General features: G+C 60.6%; 20 protein-coding genes and 1 tRNA gene. 17 read left to right on the top strand and 4 right to left on the bottom strand.

Features of this window, described 5'->3' with window-relative positions:
- Nucleotides 1-60 precede the first annotated feature (60 nt).
- The 8 genes from CORTU0001_RS00570 to CORTU0001_RS00535 all read left to right on the top strand — a co-directional run bounded on the left by CORTU0001_RS00570 (nt 61) and on the right by CORTU0001_RS00535 (nt 12,365).
- Nucleotides 61-285, top strand: a complete 225-nt coding sequence (locus CORTU0001_RS00570; RefSeq protein WP_005322370.1) for a DUF3107 domain-containing protein — start codon at nt 61-63, stop codon at nt 283-285.
- 61 nt (nt 286-346) lie between these two features.
- The gene (locus CORTU0001_RS00565; protein ID WP_005326549.1) at nt 347-1,285 is read left to right on the top strand and encodes a DUF3152 domain-containing protein; all 939 of its coding nucleotides are present in this window, start codon (nt 347-349) and stop codon (nt 1,283-1,285) included.
- Between the two features lie 9 nt (nt 1,286-1,294).
- On the top strand, nt 1,295-2,080 hold the full coding sequence (locus tag CORTU0001_RS00560; protein WP_005326547.1) for a hypothetical protein: 786 nt from the start codon (nt 1,295-1,297) through the stop codon (nt 2,078-2,080).
- Nucleotides 2,081-2,112: 32 nt separating this feature from the next.
- Nucleotides 2,113-5,220, top strand: coding sequence for an ATP-dependent helicase (locus CORTU0001_RS00555; protein ID WP_208853845.1), 3,108 nt, complete (start codon nt 2,113-2,115; stop codon nt 5,218-5,220).
- Complete coding sequence (locus CORTU0001_RS00550; RefSeq protein ID WP_005326542.1) at nt 5,213-8,392, top strand: ATP-dependent helicase; 3,180 nt, start codon at nt 5,213-5,215, stop codon at nt 8,390-8,392. The genes CORTU0001_RS00555 and CORTU0001_RS00550 overlap by 8 nt, the downstream gene beginning before the upstream one ends.
- A gap of 72 nt (nt 8,393-8,464) precedes the next feature.
- Complete coding sequence (locus CORTU0001_RS00545) at nt 8,465-9,583, top strand: potassium channel family protein (protein WP_005326540.1); 1,119 nt, start codon at nt 8,465-8,467, stop codon at nt 9,581-9,583.
- A complete protein-coding gene (locus tag CORTU0001_RS00540) occupies nt 9,584-10,315 on the top strand; it encodes an NAD(+) diphosphatase (RefSeq protein WP_005326539.1) in 732 nt (243 codons plus the stop codon).
- Nucleotides 10,308-12,365 carry an ATP-dependent DNA helicase UvrD2 gene (locus CORTU0001_RS00535; protein WP_005326537.1) on the top strand — a complete coding sequence of 686 codons (2,058 nt, stop codon included), beginning with the start codon at nt 10,308-10,310 and terminating at the stop codon, nt 12,363-12,365. The genes CORTU0001_RS00540 and CORTU0001_RS00535 overlap by 8 nt, the downstream gene beginning before the upstream one ends.
- Here the strand turns inward: CORTU0001_RS00535 and CORTU0001_RS00530 are convergent.
- Complete coding sequence (locus CORTU0001_RS00530) at nt 12,343-13,230, bottom strand: hypothetical protein (RefSeq protein WP_005326534.1); 888 nt, start codon at nt 13,228-13,230, stop codon at nt 12,343-12,345. The two genes, CORTU0001_RS00535 and CORTU0001_RS00530, sit on opposite strands and share 23 nt — an antisense overlap.
- A gap of 62 nt (nt 13,231-13,292) precedes the next feature.
- Here CORTU0001_RS00530 and CORTU0001_RS00525 point away from each other — a divergent pair, with 62 nt between their 5' ends.
- A complete protein-coding gene (locus CORTU0001_RS00525) occupies nt 13,293-13,814 on the top strand; it encodes a M48 metallopeptidase family protein (RefSeq protein WP_005326531.1) in 522 nt (173 codons plus the stop codon).
- Here the strand turns inward: CORTU0001_RS00525 and CORTU0001_RS00520 are convergent.
- Nucleotides 13,811-15,232, bottom strand: a complete 1,422-nt coding sequence (locus CORTU0001_RS00520) for a zinc-dependent metalloprotease (protein ID WP_005326529.1) — start codon at nt 15,230-15,232, stop codon at nt 13,811-13,813. The two genes, CORTU0001_RS00525 and CORTU0001_RS00520, sit on opposite strands and share 4 nt — an antisense overlap.
- A 93-nt stretch (nt 15,233-15,325) precedes the next feature.
- On the opposite strand from CORTU0001_RS00520, the gene CORTU0001_RS00515 reads away from it, so the two are divergent.
- Nucleotides 15,326-16,390 carry a YlbL family protein gene (locus CORTU0001_RS00515; protein WP_005322350.1) on the top strand — a complete coding sequence of 355 codons (1,065 nt, stop codon included), beginning with the start codon at nt 15,326-15,328 and terminating at the stop codon, nt 16,388-16,390.
- A gap of 5 nt (nt 16,391-16,395) precedes the next feature.
- Here the strand turns inward: CORTU0001_RS00515 and CORTU0001_RS00510 are convergent, their stop codons facing one another.
- Both CORTU0001_RS00510 and CORTU0001_RS00505 read right to left on the bottom strand, forming a co-directional pair.
- On the bottom strand, nt 16,396-17,067 hold the full coding sequence (locus tag CORTU0001_RS00510; RefSeq protein ID WP_005322348.1) for a hypothetical protein: 672 nt from the start codon (nt 17,065-17,067) through the stop codon (nt 16,396-16,398).
- A 46-nt stretch (nt 17,068-17,113) separates the two neighbouring features.
- Complete coding sequence (locus CORTU0001_RS00505; RefSeq protein WP_005322346.1) at nt 17,114-17,650, bottom strand: PPA1309 family protein; 537 nt, start codon at nt 17,648-17,650, stop codon at nt 17,114-17,116.
- Nucleotides 17,651-17,773: 123 nt separating this feature from the next.
- Here CORTU0001_RS00505 and CORTU0001_RS00500 point away from each other — a divergent pair, with 123 nt between their 5' ends.
- The 7 genes from CORTU0001_RS00500 (at nt 17,774) to CORTU0001_RS00470 (ending at nt 25,465) form a co-directional block, all read left to right on the top strand.
- Complete coding sequence (locus CORTU0001_RS00500; RefSeq protein WP_034667819.1) at nt 17,774-20,731, top strand: UPF0182 family protein; 2,958 nt, start codon at nt 17,774-17,776, stop codon at nt 20,729-20,731.
- A 151-nt stretch (nt 20,732-20,882) separates the two neighbouring features.
- Nucleotides 20,883-20,959, top strand: a tRNA-Met gene (locus CORTU0001_RS00495).
- A gap of 148 nt (nt 20,960-21,107) precedes the next feature.
- On the top strand, nt 21,108-21,983 hold the full coding sequence (locus CORTU0001_RS00490) for an ABC transporter substrate-binding protein (RefSeq protein ID WP_005322327.1): 876 nt from the start codon (nt 21,108-21,110) through the stop codon (nt 21,981-21,983).
- Nucleotides 21,983-22,945 carry a FecCD family ABC transporter permease gene (locus CORTU0001_RS00485; protein ID WP_005322326.1) on the top strand — a complete coding sequence of 321 codons (963 nt, stop codon included), beginning with the start codon at nt 21,983-21,985 and terminating at the stop codon, nt 22,943-22,945. The genes CORTU0001_RS00490 and CORTU0001_RS00485 overlap by 1 nt, the downstream gene beginning before the upstream one ends.
- A complete protein-coding gene (locus CORTU0001_RS00480) occupies nt 22,935-23,918 on the top strand; it encodes a FecCD family ABC transporter permease (protein ID WP_005326524.1) in 984 nt (327 codons plus the stop codon). Before CORTU0001_RS00485 ends, CORTU0001_RS00480 begins: the two co-directional genes overlap by 11 nt.
- A gap of 2 nt (nt 23,919-23,920) precedes the next feature.
- Complete coding sequence (locus CORTU0001_RS00475; protein ID WP_005322324.1) at nt 23,921-24,733, top strand: ABC transporter ATP-binding protein; 813 nt, start codon at nt 23,921-23,923, stop codon at nt 24,731-24,733.
- A gap of 24 nt (nt 24,734-24,757) precedes the next feature.
- Nucleotides 24,758-25,465, top strand: coding sequence for a hypothetical protein (locus tag CORTU0001_RS00470; RefSeq protein ID WP_005326522.1), 708 nt, complete (start codon nt 24,758-24,760; stop codon nt 25,463-25,465).
- Nucleotides 25,466-25,519: the final 54 nt, after the last annotated feature.

Genomic DNA, 25,519 nt, shown 5'->3' with positions numbered 1-25,519 from the left:
AGCCGGGATGGTTATAGTGGGGCCATTGACAATAAAACTCTAGTTAGAGGAGGAATCTTCATGGATATCAAGTTTGGCTTCGCGGATACCGCTCGCGAGCTGGTCATTAGCGCTGCAGGTGACCAGGCCGAGCTGACGCAGAAGATCAACAGTGCCCTGGCGGATAACTCCACCCTGGAATTGGAAGATGACAAGGGCCGCAAGTACCTCGTGCGCACTGACCGCGTGGTCTACGTCGAGGTCGGCATTGCAAAGAAGCACGCCGTGGGATTCGCCGGCGCCTAAGGCGAGCGCATAGGGCTGTTGATTCAGCTTTTTTGAATACAAACGGGTAACCTAAGGCCCCATGGAAAAAAGGGAGAATCGCCACGCTCACCGGAGCCAGGGCCATGCGCCGGACCACCCCAATGCGGTGGTCCGGTTTGCGCGTCAATACGGCTGGTGGCGCGTGGTGGCTATCCCCCTCATGATCGCGCTGACCATTTGGTTCATCGTCGATATCGCCACCGCCTCTTCCTCTGAAGAAAAGGAGGAAGCCACTAGCGAGGCTGCCCCAACGAGTACGGAGAAGATGGGCCCTGATCCTGCCGATGCTGCAGCGGTCAAGCGGGAAATCAGCGAGATGCCGCCCGGTGGCTCCTATACCAAGCAGGGCAAGGGCACCTTCCACGAGGTAGGCGAGCCTGGCGCCGTTGCGGGTAAGGGCGGCGAGCAAAAGGTGCGCTATTCCATCGAGGTAGAAGATGGCCTTAACACCGCACCGTATGGAGGCGATGAGTCTTTTGCCGCCATGGTGGAGGCCACCTTGTCTGACCCGCGTGGCTGGACCGCGCAAAAGGACTTTGAGTTCGAGCACGTGGCCGCTGATGCGGAACCGGATACCCGCATCCAGCTGACTTCGCTCGGCACCGCCGCAGAGCGCTGTGGCGAGAAGATTGAAACGGAAACCTCCTGCCACACCACCATTACGGGCGAGTCCACCACGATTATCAATGAGGCCCGCTGGGTGCGCGGTGCGACGCCGTTTGAGGGGGATATGGGCAATTACCGCCAGTACGTCATCAACCACGAGTTGGGCCATGCCATTGGCTATGCGGACCACCAGCCGTGTGGCGGCCAGGGCAAGCTAGCGCCGGTCATGATGCAGCAGACCTTGGACCTTAACAACAAGAAATTGCACGATCGCAATCCCAGCGAGGTCTATCCTGATGAGGACGTGACCTGCTCACCAAACCCGTGGCCTTATCCGAATCCGGATAATAAGGATCCCCACCAACCCGAATAGGAGTTAAGGATGCCGCTTCCCCCAGAGCATGTGTTAAGCGCCTTCCACGCGGAAACCGGTGCCACTGGTACCCGCCGCGCGCAGGGCGATCAATTGGGCCCGGTGTGGGATAACGGCATCAAGGTGGGCGACGTGGTCTATTCCCAGGCCGGTCCGTTTGCCGCCTGGTCCGCTAAGGTGCGCGAGCGCCTCAGCGTGCAGGGGGCCCGCGTTTCCCGGCCGGTACTGTCTAGCGATGGCCGGCACACGGCCGCTGGGTGGAAGGCTACCCAGTTTATTCCGGGCCAAGTACGCGGGCGAATTGATGAAACCGCACAGATGGCGTTGCGCTTGGATGCGGCTATAGCCGAGGTACCCCTTCCCAACGGGCAGCGCAGCGATGCCTTCGCTCGCGCAGAGCGCGCCGCCTGGGAGGAAACGGGCGAGGCTTATCGCCCAGCCCTGCTTGCCGACGTCCCCCTTATCCCCGCCCACACCGCTCTTCTCACCACCACGGTTTACCACGGCTCCAACCCGCCGGGCATTGTGGACATTGTACCGAGCGAATCCCCGCGCCCAGCCGGCTGGACGGCCGCTTTGGTTATTGTGGATGGGCTCATTGGCCAAGCGGTCGATGATGGGATCTGTCAGCGCTTTAGTCATGTACCCGGTATGCCGGAATTGCTGTTGCGCGCGGTGTCGTATCGCCGTCATGTCAATGACCTGCACTCCGCGTCGCGTTCAAACACGCGTTCGCATATTGAACGGGTGGAGCAGCATCTGGTGTCGCGGGCATCTGCCATACTGGAGCGGTGAGTTACGACCCCCATTCCACCGCGCGTGCGGGAGTGGTCCTTCCACCGTCCCCGCAGGTGCGTCTCGTTCCCCGTACCCAGTCCGCCACGACCCGCAGCTGGCCTGTTGGCCTGCCCGAATCCGGTACCTGGAAGGTAACCGGTGCCGCCGGCACCGGTGTGTCCAGCTTCCTTATCGATACCGTCATTCATGCCTTGGATAAAGCCCGGGAGACCGGCGCGGATCCCTCCGGCATCCTGGTTATCGCTCCCTCGAAGGAATCCGGCGCCCGGCTGCGCCGCGAACTTTCTGAGCGCCTCGAGGATTACGCCGCCCAGACCTCCATGGTGCGTTCCGTACACTCCCTCGCATTTGCATTGCTGCGCACAGCGGCCGAGGAGGAGCTGCGACTTATTACCGGTGCGGAGCAGGACGCCGTCATCCGCGAGCTGCTCACTGGCCAAGCAGAAGACGGGCATGGCTCGTGGCCCGCGGAGATGCGGCCCGCGCTGGAATATGTGGGCTTCGCCCGGCAGCTGCGCGATTTCCTGTTGCGCTCCATTGAACGCGGCCTGGGCCCGGGCGACCTAGAGCGCCTCGGTGCCGAGCACGGCCGCCCCATGTGGTCCGCGGCGGGTGAATTCCTGCGCGAGTACGAACGCGTGCAGCTCCTTTCCCGCGCCCATTCCTATTCCGCTGCGGAATTGGTTACCGCGGTTCTTCAGCGCCCCCAGCTACTGCGCGAGCACCCCTTCCACACCATCATTGTCGATGATGCGCAATTGCTCGACCCCACCGCAGGCAAGCTCATTCGCGACATGGCCCCGCAGGCGGATCTCGTGGTGGTAGGCGGCGATGCCGATCAATCCGTCTTTGCCTTCCGCGGTGCTAGCTCGCGTTTCCTGCGGGATTTCCCAGCTGACCACGACATCGAGCTCACCGAGCCCCACCGCACACCCGCTCCGGCGTGCATCTCCATTGTGGATTCGGACGGCAGTCTGCGTGACGTCGTAGCCAATACCGTGCGGCGCCGTCACTTAGAAGACGGCGTGCCTTGGCGGGATATCGCCGTCATCGTTCGTTCAACCGGTGATATCGGGCAGATGCGCCGCACCCTTTTGGCCGCCGGCGTGCCCGTGCACATTAGCCCTACCGACGTCGTCTTGGCCGAACAGCGTTTGGTTTCCGCCGTGCTGCTCGCCCTGCGTGCCTTGGAGGAAGACCTATCAAACTCGGAGTTGGAAGAATTGCTCACCGGCCCCGTGGGTGGCGCCGATCCCGTCACCCTGCGCCGCCTTATCCGTGGTCTGCGCCGCTGGGATTCCACCACCCGGGGCATCGATAGCCTTCGCGGTCTTCTCTATGGCGAGCTCCCAGATTTTAATGGGCAACTTACTGAGCGCGAATACTCCATTCTGGAGCGTGTACGCGCGGTTCTAAGCGCCGGCCGGGACGCACTCGCCTCCGGGGACTCTGTGGAGGAGGTCCTCTGGGCTGTGTGGAGCGCAACTGAGCTAGATAACCGCCTGCAGGCTTCGGCGCTGCGCGGTGGTGCGACCGGCTCGCAGGCCGACCGCGACTTGGATGCAATGATGGCGCTTTTTGACGCCGCAGGCGACTACGTCGAGCGCCGCCCTGATTCCTCGCTGCGCGCCTTCCTGACGCATATCACCGAACAGGAACTTCCCACCGGTGTGCGTGACCGCCGCACCGCTATTCCGCAGGCAGTAGAGATCCTGACTGCACACGGCGCCGTGGGCCGTGAATGGGATACCGTCATTGTGGCCGGCGCACAGGAGGGAAGCTGGCCTTCGCTAGGGGAGACTGGCTCCATCTTTGGGCAGGAAGATCTCATCGATCTCCTCGACCACGATATTGATCCCGATACCCCCGTCAGCCACGTTGCCTCCCGTTTGGCAGAGGAGCGTCGACTCTTCCACGTCGCTACCACCCGCCACCGACAGCGCCTGCTTATTGCCGCTGTGGAAAACCCGGAGGGCGATACGGTCTCTGAGCCTTCGCGCTTCATTAGCGAATTCGCTGGCCGTGGCGTGGACGTGCCTGGTCAAGCTGCGCGTCGGCAAGCAAAGCGGGCGCTGCGCCGCACCCAACTCCCGCGCGAACTGGGCCTCGATGTGCCCGAACCCGCACCCGTGTCATTGCGCGATGGACTCGAGGTGGATCCCCTCGATGTGGCGGTGCTGTCCGTGCCAGCCTTTGTTGCACAATTGCGCCGCGTAGTTACCAATCCGGAATCCAGTGAGGTTGAGCGCAAACAAGCAGCGCGCCAGCTCGCCCGCTTAGCAGCAGCCGATATCCCTGGCGCCCACCCGGAGCAATGGTGGTCTGCGCGCTCCGTTGCGGCTGAAGTGCCGCTGCATACCAGCGGTAGCTTGTCGCCTTCCCGTGTGGAAGCATTGCTCAACTGTCCACTCAAGGCCGTGCTCGGCAATGTGGCTGAGGACCCAAGCACCGAGGAACACCTGCTCCGCGGTACTTTGGCGCACGCCTTCTTTGAAGCCCTTGGCCGCGGCATGGACGCGGAAAAGGCCAAGCTATTGGTGATGGAAGCCTTCGAGCGGATTCAGGACGTACCGCAGTGGCAATTGCGTTTCAAACTCGATGAGTTTTCCACCCTGTTGGACCGCGCCCGGGAATGGGCGTGCCAATCCGAGGTCAATCAAGAGCTTGCCGGTGTGGAAATCCCCGTAGGCGTACGTGTCAGCGAGGAGGTGCGCATCGGCGGCTATATGGACCGTCTGCTTCGCGATGAAGAGGGCAATTACCTGGTGGTGGACCTCAAGACGGGCAGAAGCAAGCCGGCTAAGAAAGAGGGCGAGGACCATGTGCAGCTGATGACCTATCAGCTGGCACTAGCCCACGGCGCATTCGACGGCCACCAGGTCCACGACGGTGAAGGCATGCCGCGCCAGGGTGGTGTGCTGGTGTATCCAGGTGCGACCACCAAAAAGATTGGTGAGATTTGGCAAAGCGATAAGTCACCTGAAGCCCTGGAAGAATTCGCCGCGCTTCTGCCCCCGCTGGTGGAGGAGATGCGTGGCCCGCGCATAACCGCACGCACCAACAAAGACTGCGATAAGTGCCCAATTCGCTCCATCTGCCCCGTGCAGGAAGAAGGAAGGATGACCACCGATGCCTAAGAGCAATTTTTCCCCACAGCAGATCGCTGCAGCCTTGGGCAAGGACTATCCGCCTACCGAGGAACAAGCCCACGTCATCGAAGGCCCATTTAGCCCCAAACTCGTGGTTGCCGGCGCTGGTGCCGGCAAGACAGAAACCATGGCCTCGCGCGTGGTGTACTTGGTGGCCAATGGCTATGTGCGCCCGGAGCAGGTTCTCGGCCTGACCTTCACCCGTAAGGCCGCGCAACAGCTGGAGCAGCGCATCCGGCGGCAGCTGATTAAATTGCGCGATTCCGGCCTCATCCCACCAGGCGGCGAGGTGGCAGAAGCGTTAGAAAACATTGCGCCGAAGGTAGCTACCTATGACTCCTATGCGGGAGAACTCGTTCGCGAATACGGGCTGTTGGTTCCAGTAGAGCCCACCGCACGCATCATCACCGAGGCCGAGCGCTATTCCTTGGCCTACGATGTGGTGCGCAATTACACCGGCCAGCTGGAAGACGATCGCGCCCTAGCCACGATTACCGAGACCCTGCTGAAATTCAGCCAAGATATCGATAATGGGCTCAAGGACACAAGTCACATCGCCGAGCATGCCCGCGACTTTCGGGCGGACATCGATAACCTCGATAAATCCCAAAAGAATGGCCCCGAATACTCGCAAAAGCTGCTGGAATATATCCACACACAGGAGCGCCGCGTGCAGTACGTGCCGCTACTGGAGGCCCTGAAAAAGGAACAATCTGAGCGACAAGTCATCACCTTTGGCGAGCAAATGGCCGTCGCCGCGCGCGTCGCGCGCGACCATCCTGTGGTGGGAAAGCAGCAGTCCCAGCGCTATAAGGTCGTCATGCTAGACGAGTACCAAGACACCTCCTATGCCCAGCGCGTGCTTCTACGCAGCCTGTTCGGAGGGGACCAAGAGGACCTGTCGGTTACGGCCGTGGGCGATCCAATGCAGGCCATCTACGGGTGGCGTGGTGCTACCTCTGAAAACCTCACTGCCTTCGTGGAAGACTTCCCGGTCGCGCCGGGCACACCCGCCCCGAAGGACCAGCTGACCATCTCTTGGCGCAACCCTTCAGGTGCGCTGGACTTGGCTAACTCAGTGGCGGAGGGCGTATTCGAAGGCGTTGAACGCCCCGTGGACGAGCTTTCTGCCGCCCCGCATAAGGGCGAAGGCGAAATCCAGTTGGCGTACTTCGACAGCGAGGCTCGCGAGCGTGAATTCGTTGCCGAGTACCTGAAAGACCAGTGGGACAAGCGCGAAGGAGATACTTTCAGCGCGGCGGTTTTGGTGCGTATAAATAGGCACTCCGCCCCCATCGCTGCGGCCCTAGATAAAGCGGGCGTACCCAATGAAATCATTGGTCTCGGTGGCCTGCTGTGGCAGCCAGAAATCCAGGACCTCGTAGCCATTGCCACCATGCTCGTGCGCCCAGAAGACTTGCCTGCGGCCGTGCGCGTTCTCGCGGGCCCCATTTGTGGCCTGGGAATTAGCGATATTCAAGCACTTGCTTCCCGCCTACGAAACCTGGCTGGCGCGAGGGAGGAGCGCTTGCGCTGGGAACCGGGAATGGACCCAGAAGAATACCTGCGCGCGCAGTTGGAAGATGTCACCGCTGAGGAGCCGGATCAGCGAGTCGGCCTTGCCGACGCCCTGGCAGATTTAGGTGAAAGAGACCGCTATACCCCGCAAGGCCTCGCCCGTATGGAAGAGGTTTCTGCCAAACTGCGACACCTGCGCACCTATTCTCTTTCCAAACCCCTAGTGGACATCTTCGCCGATATTGAAGCGTTATTTAATATCCGCACCGAAGTCCTAGCGCGTGGAAGCGCAGGGGGAGCAACACACCTGGATAAATTTGCCGATATCGTTGCGGGCTTCCATGGTGATTCCTTGTATGCGCTCTTGGATTACTTCGCGTTAGCGCTCGAGAAGGAAGATGGCCTAGACCTCGGCGAGGTTCCCGCCGCCACTGACCGCGTGCAGATTATGACCGCGCACAAGGCCAAGGGATTGGAATGGGAACACGTCTGCGTGGTTCATGCGGATTCGTCCAGCTATAGCGCAAAGGCAGAGACCTTCCTGTCCAGGATCGATAAGGTCCCGGGAGACGATGACTATATTGAGGTCCCGGAGGATGCCGAGAAGCGCTCGGATTTCCACAACGCCTGCGAGGAGTTTAAAAAGGCAGATAGCGCCATCAAGGCGGAAGAATCGGCGCGCCTTTTTTATGTGGCGCTGACGCGTACCGAATCCACCCTGACCGTTACCGGCTCGGGCACCAATAACCTCAATGGAAAGAATAAGAAGGCTCCCTATGAATACCTAGAGCGTCTGAAAGAGCAATTCCCGCAGTACGTGGTGGAGTGGTCCGTCCCCGACGAGCCTTCCGAGGACGATTATGGGGAGAGCGCCCAATTCCCAGCGCTACAGGCCAGCCCAGAGGCAGTTGCCGGTGCGGACATGGTGCTTGAAGCTATGGAAGAGCTCCCAGATTTGAGCCGCGGTGAAACCTTTGAGCTGTGGGAGCAGGAAGCTGGCGCTCTTATTGAGGAGTACAAGGCCTTACAACAGCCGGTGGTAGACGTTGAGCTCCCCAGCGAGCTGACCGCCTCTGACATGGTTGCGCTGCGGGCAGACCCGCTTCAGTTTGCCCGCAGGCAACGCCGCCCCGTGCCGTTTAAGCCGAATTCCTATGCCAAGCGCGGTACCGCCTTCCACGCGTGGTTGGAGGACCGCTTCGGCAGCCCAGCGCTATTGGGCGAGGAAGAACTTCCGGGAATCGATGAACCGGAGGACTTCGATTTGGAAGAGCTCAAGGAAGCCTTCCTGAATTCCGAGTGGGCCGAGCGGCAGCCGGAGCACGTGGAGGCGCCCTTTGAAATCACTATCGGTGAGGCCGTGGTGCGCGGGCGTATGGATGCGGTATTCCGCTTGGAGGATGGCACCTGGATGGTGGTGGACTGGAAGACCGGCCGCCCTCCCCAGGGAGAGGCTATGGATGCTGCCAAGATACAGCTAGCGGTGTACGCAGAGGCATGGCGCCGCATCCACGGCGGGGAAAAGATTCGTGCCGCGTTTTATTATGTGCACGATGGTTATACCTTCGAGCCTGCCCGCCTGCCGCGTGGGGAAGAGCTGAAGAAACTCCTTGAATCGTCAGTTGAGCACCACAAGGGCTAAGGTATGTGGGCGGTTGCGTAAGCACGCAATCTCTTGAGCAATCATTCGAGACCAGAAAAGAAGGCGGGGCTAGTGGCCAAAAAACGTGCGCAGGCAATGAAGTCACGCTTTAGAAGTCGTTTCTTGCCGCAGGTCGAGCTGTCCTCGCAGCCAGACCACGCGCTCATTGATGTCATTACGGTGCCGAGGGATGAAGATTCCAGCCCGTGGCGTCAGTTGGGCAAGCGTGTGCTGTGGGCTTTTGGCATTGTTGTCTTCGTGACCGCCGTGGTCTTTGTGGACGGCGGTGGGTATAGCGAGGACATGTCGCTATTGGACTCTGCCTACTATGCGGCGGTGTCGCTGACTACCGTGGGCTACGGCGATATCGTGCCCGTGTCCCCGCAGGCCAGGTTCATTAACTTAACGCTTATTACCCCCGCCCGCCTGATCTTCCTTGTTTTATTGGTTGGCGCGACCTTGTCCGTGCTGACGGATAAGGCCCGCCGTACTTTCCAAATCCAGAACTGGAGAAAGCAATTGCGTAACCACACCGTCGTTATCGGATATGGCACCAAGGGCGCCGGGGCCGTAGCCGCGCTGCTGGCCGATGATGTTCCGTCCTCCCAGATCGTGGTCATCGATACCAACCGTGCGTCCCTCGCTCACGCTGAGCACCATGGACTGGTCACCATCTTTGGTTCCGGCACCAAGCAGGATGTGCTGAAGATCGCTGGGGTAGAGCATGCCAGCTCCATCGTCGTTACCCCATCCACGGACGATACCGCGGTGCTGTGTTGCCTGTCCGTGCGAGAGCTTGCGCCCAAGGCCAAGATCGTGGCGTCGGTGCGCGAGTCTGAGAACCGTCACCTCTTACTTCAATCCGGTGCGGATTCCGTGGTCACCTCTGCGGAGACGGCTGGTCGACTGCTGGGCCTAGCCACCGTGACCCCGACGGTGGTGGAAATGATGGAAGACCTGCTCTCACCCAACGAGGGTTTCTCCGTAGCCGAGCGCGCTGTGCGCGAATTCGAGGTGGGCTCCAACCCACGCCACCTGGCAGATATCGTGCTGGCTGTCCTGCGCAATAACGAGCTGCACCGCGTGGATACTGCGGATGCCTCCGCGCTGAAGCCGGGCGACCGTCTGCTCTACATCAAGCATGAGATGGAGCAACCCATTGAGGTCATGGACGATGATGATGAGGATTAAGTGTTCCTCCCAGTAACCCCTCACGGCCAGGTACCGGTTACGGCAGCGGGGGAACCGGTGCTGGTGGAGAAGGTTCCCGGGGGCGTCGGCAAGCACGCAGTAGTGGACCTAGGTCCCCTGCAGGCGTGCGCGTATCCGGAAGACGGTGCTAGCGAGCTGGGCCGGCTAGAAAGCGCAACGTTCTTTGCGGACCAGCCGGTGATTTTGCAAGCCATTGCGCTCATCCGCAATCGGCGTGAGCAGCGCTTTGATCCGCGGACCGGCCACAAGCTCGACTACCCAGCACCGGGAATCGTGGGGCGCGATCCTGTGGACGAGTGCCAGATGGTTTTCCCACGCCTGGATCCTGCCGTCATCGGGCTTATTCGCCTCAGCGGAACCGACCGGATTTTGCTGGCGCGCAATCGCCGCCGTACTAGCTTCTTTTCTCTGATCGCCGGCTACGTTGAGCCGGGCGAGACCGCTGAAGCAGCTTTTGCGCGCGAGGCCCTAGAAGAAACCGGGCGCAGGGTGGATGATATTCGCTATTGGGGCTCGCAGGCGTGGCCACCGAGTGGTTCCCTTATGCTGGGCTTTTGCGCGCGCACGGCTGATGTCCACCCCACCTGCCATACTGATGGGGAATTGGAAGAAATCCGGTGGGTGGAGCGCGCCGAGCTGCCTGAGCTTCAGCTTCCACGTCCGGGTTCAATTGCACACACGATGATTATGGAGTGGTATCACGGTGACTAAGCCGGATTTGTCCCTGCTGGATGAAGATCAGCTGCGCGCGGCCACGGCGCCGCGCGGGCCCGTGTGCATCTTGGCCGGCGCGGGTACGGGCAAGACCCGCACTATTACCTATCGCATTGCCAACTTGGTCGACCAAGGCTTTGTCAGCCCGCAGCGCGTGCTTGCGGTGACCTTCACGGCGCGAGCGGCCGGAGAGATGCGCGATCGCCTGCGCACCATGGGCGTGGCCGGCGTGCAGGCGCAGACCTTCCACGCGGCGGCGCGCCGCCAGTTGAAGTATTTCTGGCCGCAGGTAGCAGGAGATCTTCCGTGGCAGCTGCTGGATAATAAATTCCCGCTGGTTGCCCGCGCGGTGCGCTCGGTGGGGCTGGATAATTCCAAGGACATGATTCGAGACGTCTTGGCGGAAATCGAGTGGGCTAAGTCCGCGCTGGTCAGTGCCGAAGATTATGAGTCCGTGATCGCCAATACGGACCGCAGTGCACCGGCCGATCCAGCCAAGGTGGCAGAGGCTTTCCGCCGCTACGAGCAGTCCAAGGCCACGCCGGACATGATGCACTTGGACTTCGATGACCTCCTCATGCACATTGCAGGTGCCATCGAGAATGTGCCGGCGATTGCGGAGACCTTCCGCGAGCAGTACCGGACCTTCGTCGTCGATGAGTACCAGGACGTTACCCCGCTGCAGCAGCGGGTGCTCAACGCTTGGTTGGGCGAGCGCGATGACCTTACCGTGGTGGGCGATGCTAACCAGACCATTTATTCCTTCAACGGTGCCTCCCCGGACTACCTGCTTAATTTCTCCCGCACGTATCCGGATGGCACCGTGGTCAAGCTGCAGCGCGACTACCGCTCCACGCCGCAGGTAACGGACCTGGCCAACCGGGTCATTGGCAAGGCCACCGGCCGCGCGGCGGGCACGCGCTTGGAGCTGCAGGGCATGCGCGAGCCCGGCCCAGAGCCCACCTTCAAGGCCTATGAGTCCGAAGAAATTGAGGCCCAAGAGGTGGCGGGCCAGGTCCTTACTCTGCTGGATCAGGGTGTGCCGGCCTCCGAGATTGCCATCCTTTACCGCATCAATGCCCAGTCGGAGCAGTTTGAGCAGGCGCTTGCCGACGCCGGAGTGGTCTACCAAGTCCGCGGCGGCGAGGGCTTTTTCCGCCGCCCGGAAATCCTGGAGGCCATCCGCGTGCTCATCGCCGCGACCCGCCGTGAGGACCTGCCGGATGACCCGGTGGCGATTGCCCGGGCCGCGTTTGTCGAGCTGGGTTTGAGCTCCACCGAGCCGCAGGGCGCCCAGGCCCGCGAGCGCTGGCAGTCCCTCAATGCACTGGTAGGGCTCATTGAAAAGATTGTGGAATCAACTCCTGGCATCGATCTCAACGGGGTGCTGGGGGAGTTGCGCCGGCGCTCTACCGATAAGCAGGCCCCGGCCATGGAGGGCGTGACGCTGGCTACCGTGCACGCCGCCAAGGGCTTGGAATGGGATGCGGTATTCCTCGTGGGGCTAACGGAAAAGCTCATGCCCATCAACCACGCCATCAAGGCTGGCGATGAACAGGTGGAAGAGGAGCGTCGTCTGTTTTACGTCGGCATTACCCGCGCTCGTGAGCACCTCGCGCTGTCGTGGGCGCTGGCGAAGACTACCGGCTCGCGTGCCTCGCGCGAGCGCACCCGCTTCCTCGATGGCATCGTCCCGGCGGCCGAAGATGCCGCCGGCGGTGGGTCTCGCTCGCGCCGCCCGAAGCGGTGCCGCGTGTGCTCTGGCCCGCTGGGAACACCGGCGGAAAAGGTCATAGGCCGCCATGAAGATTGCGAGGGCGGCGGCGATGAAGAGGTCTTTGCCGCCTTGCGCTCGTGGCGCTCCCAGGTAGCGCGTGAGGAAAAGGTGCCGGCTTATGTCATCTTTTCCGATGCCACCCTGCAGGCGATTTCGGAGGAATTGCCCTCCGATGAGGCAGAGATGCTCTCCATTTCCGGCGTGGGGCCTAGCAAGCTGGAGCGCTACGGTGCCCAGGTACTAGAGGTTATTCGTTCGGTTCGTAGCTAGCCAGGTTGGTCTTGCCGCCGAAGCACACCGGGCAGCGTGGATGCGCTATGACAGTGCGCTGCTGGTGGTGTCCGTAGACATCGACCTCCCATTGTTGTCCGGGGCGCGGCTTAGCGGTTGGCGCGCCTGGCGGCAGCGGCCGCCCCATGAGCCGCCGGATGATCACCTGCGTATGCGCCGCAACCGCATCGAGCACCACGTTTTCTGGCGTGCGGCGCACGCGGGTGAGCTGGGTGCTGATGATATTCCAAAGCGGGTCCATATCCACACGCGCCAAGTGCGCACACAATGGGCATGGGCCTTGGCCGCGGATACGTACCGGTCCGATGACGCCACGGTTGTCCAGCAAAGATACTGGAATCCACGTGGTTCCGGTGCCCGCGAGTGCATTCGCGCAATCCAGCGGGCAGTGCAGCTGGTCCACGGCGAGGACCGGATACATGCCGTCGAGGTCGTGGATATAGGAAAAGACATTGTCTTCCTCCAGCGGTATGCGCACTTGGAAGCCATCCGCCTCAAGGCGCGCGCGGAGCCTCTCCGCCAGGGTGGATTCTCCCATGAGGACAATGGTGTCTGCCGTGGCATCGGCCGCGTTGCGTGGCCAGAGGATGCCGTAGTCCAGCGCGTCTTCAATGAGGCTCAGCGCCGCCGCCTTCTCAAGCCCTGCGGCGCGTAGCCGGTGGGACAAGTCCTCCGGGGACACTGGCTCGCGAGCAGTGTTGAAAGCCGTCGCGACGGCGAGCGCGCTTCCAGTTTCCGCAACCCCGACGCGGGTAGCATCCATGCCGAATTGGATCACCGTTTCCTCACGGCAAAACACTGCGCTGCCTGGCGCCAAGACCACCTGGGTGGCAGAAATCCCCACGCTTTTAGCCCCTTCCCCCGAAGTATGTGGTCTCCATTGCACCACAGGTACAATCACCTGTCATGTCGAGCACGCAGCCTGTCGCACCGCAGTCCCCAGAGGTCAAAGTCATTCGCTCTGCCAAGCGGAAGAAAACCGTGCAGGCGCGCATGGTATCCGGGGTGCTCGAGGTACGCATTCCCGCGTGGATGTCCGCGCGCGATGAGCGCGAAGCTGTCGCGGATATGTTGGCGCGGGTGGAGAAGAAACAGGGCAGCGGCCGGCGCACGGACGCCCAGCTCGAAGAACATGCGCGGCGGCTCAACGCGGCGTATTTAGATGGCCGTGCAACCATCGGCTCTATTCGGTGGGTGAACAATCAAAATACGCGGTGGGGTAGCTGTACTACCTCCACCGCGGATATTCGGCTCAGTGACCGGCTGCAACACGTGCCGGACTATGTGCTGGATTCAGTGATTATTCACGAGCTCACCCACACTTTTATTCCGCGTCACGGGCGGGATTTTTGGCAGTGGGCGGACAGGGCGCCCCACGCTGAGCGGGCGAAGGGCTATCTTGAGGCCTATCAGCGCTGGGGCTGCTAGTTCTCCTCGTCCTCGTTGCCCTTGTCCTTCTTGTCGTCTTGGTCTTCCGGCTTCTCGGACTCCTTGGACTCGTCGCCCTGCGCCGCAGAGGTATCCTCGCCGTTCTTCAGCATTTCCTCCAGCTTGGCAAACTCTTCTTCAAAGCCCTCATCCGGGCCTTCGTCCAGCAGGGAGTCGATAAAGGCGGCCGGGTTATCGAGGTGCTCCGCAGTAGGCAGGAAGTCCGGGTGATCCCAAGCCTTATCGCGCTTTTCCGCGCCTACGGCGACGGTGGCGCGGCGCCATAGCTCAGCGGCCTCAGAGACCTTCGGGGCATTGAGCTCGATGCCGACCACCTTGCTGAAGGCGTTCTCGGCGGAACCGCCGGTGCTGCGGCGGTGCGCCCATGCCTGGGTCAGCTTCGAGGTCGACGGGATGCGCTCGCCCAGTGCCTCAGTAACGACGTGCTCGGCCCAGCCTTCCACCAGCGCCAAGAGGGTCTCGAGGCGGGATGCGGCCGCAGTGTTCTTCGACGTAATGCGCGGGGAGAGGTCCATGCCCTGCAACTTGCTCATTGCATCCTGGATTGCCTGTGGATCGCCGGACTCGAGGTTGAGTTCGCGGGTGACTTCCTCCAGGTGGGAGGTATCAATAACCAGGCCGATGGCATATTCCTCCACGGAGGAGACGATGCGCTCTACCAGCCACGGCACGTGCTTGAACAGGCGCTGGCGGGCAGCCTCGCGGGCGGCAATATAAACCAGTACCTCCTGGCCAGGAACATTGAGCTCGCGGGCGACCTTCTGGATGGTCTGTGGCAACAGTGCCACGGTATTGGCTGGGGCGATGGGCAGGCCGAAATCGGAGCCGGTCAGCGCCTGGGAAGCCAAATCGCCCAAGGCGTGGCCAAGCTGCATGCCAAAATTCATGCCAGACATCTGGTTCATCATCTTGGTCATGGGGCCCATCATCTCGCGGGCCTCTTCTGGCATGGAGTCCAGCTGAGCATCATTCATGTGCTCTGCCACCGGGGTGACCATGCGTTGCCACGCCGGCATGGTCTCTTCCAACCACTGCTTGGAATCCCAGGCTTTGGCCGTGCCAGAGGCGGTGGGCAAATAGGTGGCGTCATCAAGCCAGAGTTCCGCCAAGCGGACGGATTCCTCTACGGCCTTGGTATCGTCCGCGCTTACCGCCTTGGACTGCGAGATCTGCTGCAGGGCGATGCGCTTAGCCATGTCGTAATTGACTGGGCCGGAGTTTTCCGGCGAGTTCATGGAAGAGCCCATGCCGGACAGCATCTGACCGAACTGGTTCAGCATGTCACCCAGGCCGCCACCATTAGCGCCGCCGAATGCGCCGAACGGGTTCTGGTCACGACGTCCGTCATTATCGTCGTCATCGTTATTGGGGAAAGAAAAACCGAATCCGTTGCTCATGCGTCCTAATCTACCGGCACCATCCGGCTACTTTCCATGATCCCCGCTACGCTGACAGCGAACACTACGGCAAAGGTTGTAGGGTATTGATCCGTGAATTCTCCTGCTAGCCGTCGCGTCCGCACCATCGCCTGGGGCGCCATCCCCGTCGTCCTCACCGGTGCGTTGGTATCGCTTGACCATATCCCCGGCACCGATGTGTCTTTGACCGTGCCTTATGCCGCCGAGGGCCCAGGTCCCACGGTGGACACGTTGGGGGAGGTCGACGGCACCCAGGTCGTTGATGTTCAGGCGCCGAAAACCTATGACACCGACGGCCACCTCAACATGACCACGGTCTCCGTGCGCACCAATATGACCCTCGCACAGGCGCTGGGCCGCTGGATGATGACCGATGACACCATCGTGCCCATCGATACCGTCATTCCGCAGAATATGAGCGATAAAGAGGTAGAAGAGTCCAATAAGCAGGCCTTTACCCAGTCCGAGTCTGCAGCCACCGTGGCGGCCATGGATTACCTGCACCTGCCGGTAAAGATCACCATCGCGGAAGTTTTGGATGAGGGCGCGGCGCAGGGCACGCTGAAGAAGGACGATGTCATTACCGCAGTAGACGGCAAGGAGGTCTCGGAGCCGGGCGAGGTCCAAGACGTCATCAAGCAGAAAAGCCCTGGCGATAAGGTCACGCTGACCGTCCAGCGGGGCGGCAAGGAGCAAGAAGAAGAAATCGAGCTAGGGGAGAACCCCCACCAAAAGGGGCAGGCAATGCTGGGCATCGCCATGCTCTCGGTTCCGCAAGACGATATAAAGGTCAAATACAACCTGCAGGATATTGGCGGCCCCTCCGCCGGCATGATGTTCACCCTGGCGGTCATCGATAAGCTCAACGAGGAAGATCTCACCGGCGGCAAGTTCGTGGCCGGTACGGGCACAATTCAGGAAGATGGCAAAGTGGGCCCCATTGGCGGCATCCAACATAAAATCGCCGCGGCACACGAGGCGGGCGCGGAGCTCTTCCTCGCGCCGAAGGACAATTGCTCCGAGGCCGCCGCGAGCGACCACGGCGATATGCCCATCGCGGAAGTTTCCACCTTGGATGAGGCAGTGTCCACGATGAAGGACTTCGCGGACGGCAAGGAGATTAAAACCTGCCAGTAGCCGGCTTACTTAGCTAGGCCCAGCTCCTTGATCTTCTCTTCCGGGTCTTCCTGGTCGGAGGAGATCATCTGCTGCATAACCATGCCTTCTTTATTGTCCACCACGGTGATGACCGCGGTGGTTCCCAAGGTGGACCAGCCTACGACGCGGTCGCCGTCATCCTCAATGACCTGCGAGCTGCGCAGCTCGGTGAGCACCTGCGTGGTTTGCTTGGCCTTGGAGTGCGAGCGGAAGAACTGGAACTGGCCTACCTCCGGCCCAGAGCAATTATAGGAATCGTCCCCGCCCGTGGAATCGCAGCGGTCGAAGTGCGCGAAGAGCTCCTTGGGCGCTACCGGAGCAAAGATGTCATAGGCCTTGGCTACAGACTTTTCCAATTTTTCGTTGTCGGGCTCCTTGCTTGCCGACGCCCCCTCAGACGCCTCCGAGCTTTCCGCCGCGCTCGATTCCGCGCTGGACTCAACGGTGGAAGAGGAGCTAGAGGCGGTGCTGGTTTCCTCAGCGGTATCCGCCGCAGGGGCGGTGGACTCGGCACCTGCGGTGGTGGTCTCCACGGGGGCGTCGGCAGGCGCGGCATCGTCCGAGGAACAAGCGGCAGTGCTCACGCCTACACCCAGCAGAAGCGCTGCTGCGGTGGCGCGGGTGGAGGTCAGGCGAGTGAGAGTAATGCGTCGCACGGTAGGAAAATGCTCCTTAGTCGCAGGCGAGAATTGTCACTTCAGTCTAATCTAGCTCATCCGGGTCTTGGTTCAGCCCATAGCGCAAGGCCGCAATGACCCCCGGAGCTACCTGGGGGCCGCCGCGCAGCTGGATGTCATCTTCCGCGAACGGTCCGGCCGCTTCCAACTCCTCCTCGGTGGGGCGCAGCTGCAGCAACGTGGTTTCGATGCCTTCCTCGCGCAGCGCACCGGAATAAAGGCGCGCCGGGCGAGGGGAGGGGTCCTCGCTGGAGGTATCGCGGAACTTAATCTCTTGGGCCAAGATGACGCCGGCGACCTCGCGCGGCCAGGCCAGGCGGGAGACATAATCGGCCAGCTGCTCAGAACCAGGCTCAATGTTTTCGGGCACATTATCCTGCACGATGAGGGTAAGCGGCGCCGCGTCCTCTTCATCGAGCGCGGCAAGCTGATCGGCTACCAAGTGGGTGGGAACCAGCGCGAAGATGGTGGGGCGGGCGTCCCAGCCTTCGGCGTGGACGAATTCCACGGCTTCGGTCATCGCGCGGTTTAAAGCTGGCTGTGATAATTCGGGGGAACTCATGAACATCCTTATTCGTTATCTGTGTATTGCTTCCTTAAGCTGGAAGAAGTCTACAGGTTTTAAATTCGCACTAGTTGATTGGAGCTGGCGTTGTCCTTAGGGTCATCCACACCAGCCGCCCCGTTGAAGCGGCCCCCGCGGGTCGCGACAATCATTGCGGCCATCATTGCCGTCCTCTTGTTCTTCGGCCCCATGCTCGTGGGCATGTACACGGATTGGAGGTGGTTTGGTGCGATTGAATACCGGAACGTCTTCACCACCGCGATTATTGCGCGGATAGTCCTCTTTATCATCTTCGGTCTTGTGGCCGCTGCAGTGGTGTGGGCCGCCGGCTACTTTGCTTGGCGCGGGCGCCCGGATTCGCTCGACTTGGGAGACCTGAACTCGCCGGTGTATCAGTACCGCAAGTCCATTGAGAAGTCCATGGGTGTCTTCTTCAAGGTCATCCCCGCCGTCGTGGGCATCATCGCCGGTTTCATCGGCCAGTCCAATTGGCGCACGGTACTGCTCTTCCTCAACGGTCAGGAATTCGGCGAACAAGACGCCCAGTTCCACCACGATCTAGGTTTTTATGCCTTCACGTTGCCAGTTCTCAAGATGGTGGTTAGCACCCTGTCCATCTTGTTGATCCTGGCCTTCCTTATTGCGCTTTTCGGCCACTACGTGCTGGGCGGCATCCGCATTGGCAATAAGACCGCCGGTGTGCGCGGCTCGATCTCCCACCCCGCTCGCCTGCAGCTGGCGATTACCGCCGGCCTGTGGATGGTAGTCCAGGTCATCGGCTACTGGTTGGAGCGCTATGAGCTGCTTAATACCCAGCACGACCTCTTTACCGGTGGTTCCTATACCGATATTCACGCCTACCTGCCGGCGAAAATTATCTTGATGATCATTGGCATCTTCGTGGCCGTGGCCCTGTTTATGGCCGTTGTCATCAAGGACCTGCGCATCCCCGGCCTGGCCGTGGTGCTGATGCTGCTGTCCTCGCTGGTCATTGGCCAGGCATGGCCGCTGCTGATGGAACGCTTTTCCGTACAGCCCAACCGCCAGGCAAAGGAAGAAGAATCCATCGCCCGCAATATCGAGGCCACCCGCTATGCCTATGGGCTCACGGATGATCACGTCACCTATGAAGACAACTGGGGCGGGGATGATGTCTCCGATGACAAGGTGGCCTCTGATAACGCCACCATCAATAACCTCCGCCTGCTGGATCCGGAGATCCTTTCTCCTACCTTCACCCAGATGCAGCAGCTGAAGAACTTCTACGGCTTCCCAGAGACGCTGTCGATGGACCGCTACGAGATCGACGGCAAGAAGCGCGACTTCGTCGTCGCCGCCCGCGAGCTGGATCCGAACGAGCTGCGAGAGAATCAGTCGGACTGGATTAACCGCCACACCGTCTACACCCACGGCAATGGCTTCGTGGCAGCGCAGGCCAATAAGGTCGACGAGGTGGCCCGCGATGCAGGTTCTGCCCGCGGTGGTTTCCCCATCTTTACCGTGTCTGACCTACAGACTCAGGCCGGCGAGTCCGAGGGCGAAGGCGAGACCCAGGACGCAGAGAAGTCCCTTGGCATTAAGGTAGATCAGCCGCGCATCTACTACGGCCCGGTCATTGCCGGCGCGGCCGACGGCATGGATTATGCGATTACCGGCAAGACCGGCGATAACCCAGTCGAATACGACACCGATAGCTCCACCTACACCTATGACGGCAAGGGCGGCGTTGGCATCGGCAATATCTTTGACCGCACCATGTATGCCGCCAAGTATCGCGAGCTGAACTTCCTGCTCTCGGATCGCGTCGGCAGCGAGTCCAAGCTGCTATATGACCGCGATCCGCGCGAGCGCGTGGAAAAGGTTGCTCCGTGGCTGACCACCGATTCCGCTACCTACCCAGCCGTGGTTGATGGCCGCCTGAAGTGGATTGTGGATGGCTATACCACCTTGGAGTCCCTGCCTTACTCCCAGCGTGCCTCGCTTTCCGACGCCACCCAGGACACCCTCAATCCCGATGGCACCACCCAGCGCTTGGTCAATGACAAGGTCGGCTATATCCGGAACTCGGTCAAGGCCACCGTCGATGCCTATGACGGCACTGTGGACCTGTACGAGTTCGACAAGAATGACCCGGTGCTCAAGGCTTGGGAGGGTGTGTTCCCGGACGTCGTTAAGCCTGAGGCGGAGATCTCCGATGAGCTGCGCGAGCACTTCCGCTATCCGGAGGATATGTTCAAGGTGCAGCGTGACCTGTTAGCTCGCTACCACGTGGATGATCCAAATGTCTTCTTCAATAACGATGCCTTCTGGTCCGTGCCGAATGACCCCACCGCGGAGGAATCCCGCCAGCTCAATCAGCCGCCGTACTACGTGATGGCCGCTGACCCGGAGACCGGCAAGCCGACTTTCCAGCTGACCACCTCTTACCGTGGTCTTAACCGCGAGTTCCTGTCTGCGCACATGGCCGTATCCTCCGAACCGGAAAACTACGGTGATATCACCGTGCGCGTGCTGCCCACCAATACACAGACCCAGGGCCCGAAGCAGGCACAGGATGCGATGATGTCCTCCGACCAGGTCGCCCGCGACCGCACCCTGTGGGAGGGCACCAATGACCTGCACAACGGTAACCTGCTGGCACTGCCGGTAGGCGGCGGCGAAATCCTGTACCTCGAGCCGATCTACTCCCAGCGCAAGGACCAGGCTTCTGCCTTCCCGAAGCTGTTGCGCGTGCTCGTGTCCTATAAGGGCCGCGTGGGCTATGCTCCGACCATCGGCGATGCCCTCGAGCAGGTGGGAATCGACGCCAAGTCTGCCCAGAACATCGAGGAAGTCGACGGCGATTCCGAGGACAAGGGCGGCGCCAAGGATGAGGAGAACAAGAAGGAGTCTAAGGACGATAAGCCTTCGGCCCCGGCTTCCGCTCCGTCTTCTTCCGACGAGGCGGGTGCCATCGATGACATCAATAAGGCCCTGAAGGGGCTTGAAGATGCGCGCGATGGCTCCTTCGAGGAATACGGCCGCGCCCTGGATGAGCTCGACAAGGCTGTGGAGTCTTATCAGAAGACGGACAAGTAGTTCCGGCTTATAATCGCGATCGATTAGGCACCTGCCCAGCGGATTTGGGTAGGTGCCTTTCCCTATGTATAGTTACATGAGTCGCCGGGACAGAGCGAATACACTTTGTGTTAACGCACTGTTCAAGCGCAGATGATGGAAGTCATCTCGACGCGGGGTGGAGCAGCTCGGTAGCTCGCTGGGCTCATAACCCAGAGGTCGTAGGTTCGAATCCTGCCCCCGCTACCAACTTCCAGGCCCTCATCGGTTCGCCGGTGGGGGCCATTTTTATTTTTGCTTACGGCGGATTCTAGTGGACGTGCGGCCATAAGGTCTGTATCGGGGCAGTGGTAATCGAGCCCTAGACAGCAAACCCTTACCTAGGTAAGGTAAGCCTATGCAAAAGAAAGACTTCATGAATGTGCGTGCAGTTATCGCACTCGTAGCCACCTTAGCCCTAGGTGCAGGCCTTGTTGCGTGTTCTTCTGATTCTTCTTCCAAGGAAGGAAACGGTGAAAAGAAGATCGAGCGAGTTGTGGCGCTCGATTGGCGCTACGAGGAAATTCTCAAGGCCCTCGATGTGGACCCAGTGGGAATCGTGGAAATCGGTAAGTCGGAGGCACCGACCACTTTGAAAGGGCAGCTGGGTCAGGCGACCTCTGTGGGCCAGGCCAAGCAGCCGAATCTAGAGGTTATCCAGTCCTTGGAGCCGGACCTGATCCTGGCTAGCCCTACCCGTCAAGCGGATATCATGCCGCAGCTGGAAGAGATTGCGCAGACCGAATCCTACACAGATGAGACTTACTCGGACGTCCTGGACTCGATGGATGAGATCGCGGCCAAGCTAGGTAAAGAGGAAAAGGCCAAAGAAGTCCGTCAGCGCATCGAGGACAAGATTGCTCATACCAAGGACGCGGTAAAGCCGGGCAGCCGTGCTGTTGTGGCTGGGTGGTCCAGTGAGATGCTCTATACCTGGGTCAACCCTTCCTTCCCCCAGTCGCTACTGAGTGAGGTGGGCTATAATTATGCTTTCGAAGGTGAGAAGTCATCCATCGAATCTAAGACTGATGTAGCGGAACTGACCGGCGATAAGCTCCCTGGTATGAAGGCTGACCGAGTCTTTATGTACAAGGACGTCGATGCGTTTAAAAAGACGCCCTATGCCAAGGGCAGTGGCGACATCGTAGAAGTGGACCAAGATATCTGGTCGCGCGCCCGCGGGCCGCTTTCCGCCGAGCATATGCTCGATGACATGATCGCCGCTGAAAAGTAGTGGCACCACGAACTAAGGCCAGCGCCTGCCTGGTCCTTGCAACCGCTGCTGTCGCCTTCGTGTGGTGGTGGCGGCTTCGCCATGTTCAGGTGCCAGCTGATACCCCGTGGTTGGAAGAAGAGCTGCATAGCGTAGCCTCTGACCGTCTCTTTGCCGCCACGGTCGTCGGTATCGCATTAGGGGTAGGCGGGTTATTACTGCGTACGGCAACCGCGAATCCGCTAGCCGATCCGTCCATCACTGGTGTGAACTCCGGTGCGGCACTCGGCGCAGTCGCAACAGCAATGATTTTGGGAAGCGAAGCCTCGAGTGTTGACCAGTTGCCCGGTGCGCTGTTGGGTGCGGGGATTGCTGTGGGGGTGACGGTGGGCGTCGGTAAGAGCGGTGCGATCCAGCGCTTGGTACTCGTTGGCGTTGCTGTTTCCGCGCTGTGTAGCGCCTTGACCTCCATTTTCTTGGTGATAGATGAAGCTCAACTGGCTACGGTGATGTCATGGCTTTCTGGCCGGCTTGCCGGTGTGCGTTTGGACGATATTATACCGGCGCTGATTGCCGTGCTGGTCGTGGTTCCTTTGACCTTAGTAGGTGCAAAAACGCTGGACTTGCTCGTAGCAGGCGATGCCGTGGCCGGTGCTGTCGGCGCGAAGCCGGAGCGCACTCGGTTGGCTGCCATTGTGGCGGCGGTAGTGCTTATTGCTCCGGCCGTAGCTGCAACTGGGCCGATTGGCTTCTTGGGGTTGATGGCTGCGGCCGTAGCGTGGCGGGTGTGCGGCCCGCACCACCGCATGGGGCTGTGCGTGGCTGGAGTTGTTGGAGCAGCGGTGCTTTTGGTGGCTGATTCGGTGGGCCAGACAATCTGGGCGCCGGCCGAGACCCCAGTGGGCATCGTGACTTCTTTGGCTGGCATGCCATTAGTGTTGTGGTCCGTCCATGCGCTGGGGAGGAGGAAGCATGTGGCATAAGAGATTTGTTGGGGTGTTAGTAGGACTCATTCTGGCGTTGGCGTTGAGCGCAATCATCGGCATGGGCGTCGGTGCGGTGATGAAACCGCCGGGCGAGGTGATCACCGCCTTCGTTACCGGAGAGCCGCTCATCTGGAAGTACCGCGCCCCGCGGATCTTGGTGGGAATCTGCGCCGGTATTGCCATGGCCGTTTCGGGCTGTCTATTGCAGTCCGCGCTACGCAATCCTCTGGCCGCACCAGATACGGTGGGTATTACCTCCGGCGGCGGACTCGCGGCCGTTGCGGTACTCATGGGAGCAGGCGCCTTGTCGGCCCACCTGCTGACTTTGATTGCCTTTATTGGCGCGTTGGCGGGAACTGGGTTGGTTCTCCTTCTCGCCGGACGCGGGGCAAGTGACCCAGTGCGCCTACCGCTTACCGGGGTGGCGGTATCTTTTGGGCTGGGCGCCATCACCGAATTGCTCCTTGTGCGGGCTGCCCCAGAGGCAGGAGCGGCCATGACATGGCTGAAAGGTTCGCTTTACGCCCGCTCGCTTGGCGATGCTACCATTGTCGCCCCCTTTATCCTTCTCGCCCTAACCGTCGCGATGGTGGTGGCAAGTCACCTGGATATGCTCGCGCTGGATGATTCGACCATGGCCGGCATCGGCGTGAGCACCAAGATATGGCGCCTAATAGCAGTAGCCTTAGCCGTCCTCCTCGGGGCCGCAGGAGTCGCCGCGGCCGGGGTCCTGGGCTTCGCCGGACTCATCGTCCCACATGCTGCTCGCTTGGTTGTTGGCGCTAACCTGCGCCGGCAAATACCCGCGGCGGCCCTAGGCGGTGCGGTCCTTGTGACCGCATGCGATACGCTCGGGCGCTGGGCCTTCGCCCCCACGGAAATCCCCGTTGGCGCGCTAATCGCGCTGATCGGTGCACCGTATTTCATTTTCTTATTGACTCGGCTGACCCGAGTGCGAAACGGAGGCTAGACATGACACTGACGTGTAGCGGATTAACCGTGGGCTACGGTGGCCCCGATGTGGTCAAGGATGTAAATATTCACTTATCCAGCGGTCAAGTAACCGCTCTGATCGGGCCGAATGGCTGCGGCAAGTCGACGCTTCTCAGGACATTGGGCCGCCAGCTTACGCCCAGCGCAGGCGCGGTGTATCTCTCGGGCCAAAATATCAGCGGGTATTCCTCGCGTGCCTTTGCCCGTGAAGTTTCTTTTCTGCCACAACATCCCGTGGCACCGGAAGGGGTACTGGTGCGCGAGGTCATCGGTTACGGCCGCTATCCCTATACAGGGGCGCTAGCGACGATGCGGGCCGGAGATCATGCAGCGGTTGAGCGTGCTGCCTCGCGTGCTGGGGTGAGCGAGCTTCTCGACGCCCCCGCGGCAGACCTTTCCGGCGGTCAGCGCCAGCGCGTCTTCCTCGCCATGACGTTGGCCCAAGAAACGCCAATTACCTTGCTTGACGAGCCGACTACATACCTCGACCCGGCGCACCAATTATCCATCTTGGATCTCATCCGAGACCTTAACCGCGCTGGGACCACGGTGGTCATGGTGGTCCACGATATGGTCCATGCCGCGCGTTACGCCGATCGAATCGTAGCCATGCGTGAGGGACGCATTGTGACCGAAGGGGCCACCGAGGAGGTGATGACCGCTGAACTCGTACGCGAAACCTTCCATGTTGAGTGTTTAGAGATGACTGATCCCTCCACCGGTCGACGCTTTCCCATACCCATTTCCGTGCACGCTCCTGAATTTTCTGGAACCCTAGAAGGAAGAAGATAAATCTATTTAAAGGAGTACGTAGCAATGGCAAACGAACTAGGCCACGAGGTCGACTTGGACCGCAACGAATACAAGTACCTAGCATCTAAAGACACCGCGTCTTCGGAGGCTAAATCTGACAAGTCCTCGCAGTCCGCTGCAGCTGCAGCTGGTGCCGCAGGTGCAGCCGGCCTGTCCAAGCCGGTCGGAAAGCCGTCTGCGGACGGACATGAGTCCACCGCAAGTAAGTATGAACCGCAGAACCACGTTGTCGCTGGAGCGGAGGAAGAACATGTGGCTAAAGCTGCCGAGCAGCCAGATCTGCAAGAAAAGCTGGACGAGGATAACTCTGACTACGCGCCCAGCCAGCACATCGTAGGTGGCGCGAAGGAAGAGCACATTGGTTCCGCCCCGCAGCAGCCGGACCTGCAGGAGAAGTTGGATGAAGGTAACTCGGACTATGCGCCCAGCCAGCACATCGTAGGCGAAGCAAACGAAGAGCGTGTTGCTACTGCGCCGAACCAGGACAACGTCAACGGTCAGCAGTCCTCTGAGCGCCTGGATCAGCTAAAGGGCAAGGCATCCGAGGCTGGTAGCGCCGTCGGCGATGCGTTCCAGCGCGCTAAGGGCTTCGTGGAGGACAAGGCACACGAGTACCAAGAGGAGTCCACGAAGAAGGGTGGCTTCTTTGACCGAGTCAAGGGCGCTGTGCGCGATGCACGCGAGTCCATCGAGGACAAGCGCAAGAACTAACCAGCGCTGAGATTGAGCCGCTTTCCCGGGTTCGGGGAGGCGGCTTTTGTCGTA

The sequence above is a fragment of the Corynebacterium tuberculostearicum SK141 genome (assembly GCF_000175635.1).
GTDB classification, from domain to species: domain Bacteria; phylum Actinomycetota; class Actinomycetes; order Mycobacteriales; family Mycobacteriaceae; genus Corynebacterium; species Corynebacterium tuberculostearicum_C.
This window is presented reverse-complemented; position numbering and strand designations above follow the sequence as displayed.

Bases quoted from the DNA above. Each gene is read 5' to 3' on its own strand.
- CORTU0001_RS00525 (WP_005326531.1), top strand. From the start codon at position 13,293: ATGTCGAGCACGCAGCCTGTCGCACCGCAGTCCCCAGAGGTCAAAGTC.
- CORTU0001_RS00520 (WP_005326529.1), bottom strand. From the start codon at position 15,232: ATGAGCAACGGATTCGGTTTTTCTTTCCCCAATAACGATGACGACGAT.
- CORTU0001_RS00470 (WP_005326522.1), top strand. From the start codon at position 24,758: ATGGCAAACGAACTAGGCCACGAGGTCGACTTGGACCGCAACGAATAC.
- CORTU0001_RS00570 (WP_005322370.1), top strand. From the start codon at position 61: ATGGATATCAAGTTTGGCTTCGCGGATACCGCTCGCGAGCTGGTCATT.
- CORTU0001_RS00560 (WP_005326547.1), top strand. From the start codon at position 1,295: ATGCCGCTTCCCCCAGAGCATGTGTTAAGCGCCTTCCACGCGGAAACC.
- CORTU0001_RS00475 (WP_005322324.1), top strand. From the start codon at position 23,921: ATGACACTGACGTGTAGCGGATTAACCGTGGGCTACGGTGGCCCCGAT.
- CORTU0001_RS00480 (WP_005326524.1), top strand. From the start codon at position 22,935: ATGTGGCATAAGAGATTTGTTGGGGTGTTAGTAGGACTCATTCTGGCG.
- CORTU0001_RS00550 (WP_005326542.1), top strand. From the start codon at position 5,213: ATGCCTAAGAGCAATTTTTCCCCACAGCAGATCGCTGCAGCCTTGGGC.
- CORTU0001_RS00565 (WP_005326549.1), top strand. From the start codon at position 347: ATGGAAAAAAGGGAGAATCGCCACGCTCACCGGAGCCAGGGCCATGCG.
- CORTU0001_RS00490 (WP_005322327.1), top strand. From the start codon at position 21,108: ATGCAAAAGAAAGACTTCATGAATGTGCGTGCAGTTATCGCACTCGTA.
- CORTU0001_RS00505 (WP_005322346.1), bottom strand. From the start codon at position 17,650: ATGAGTTCCCCCGAATTATCACAGCCAGCTTTAAACCGCGCGATGACC.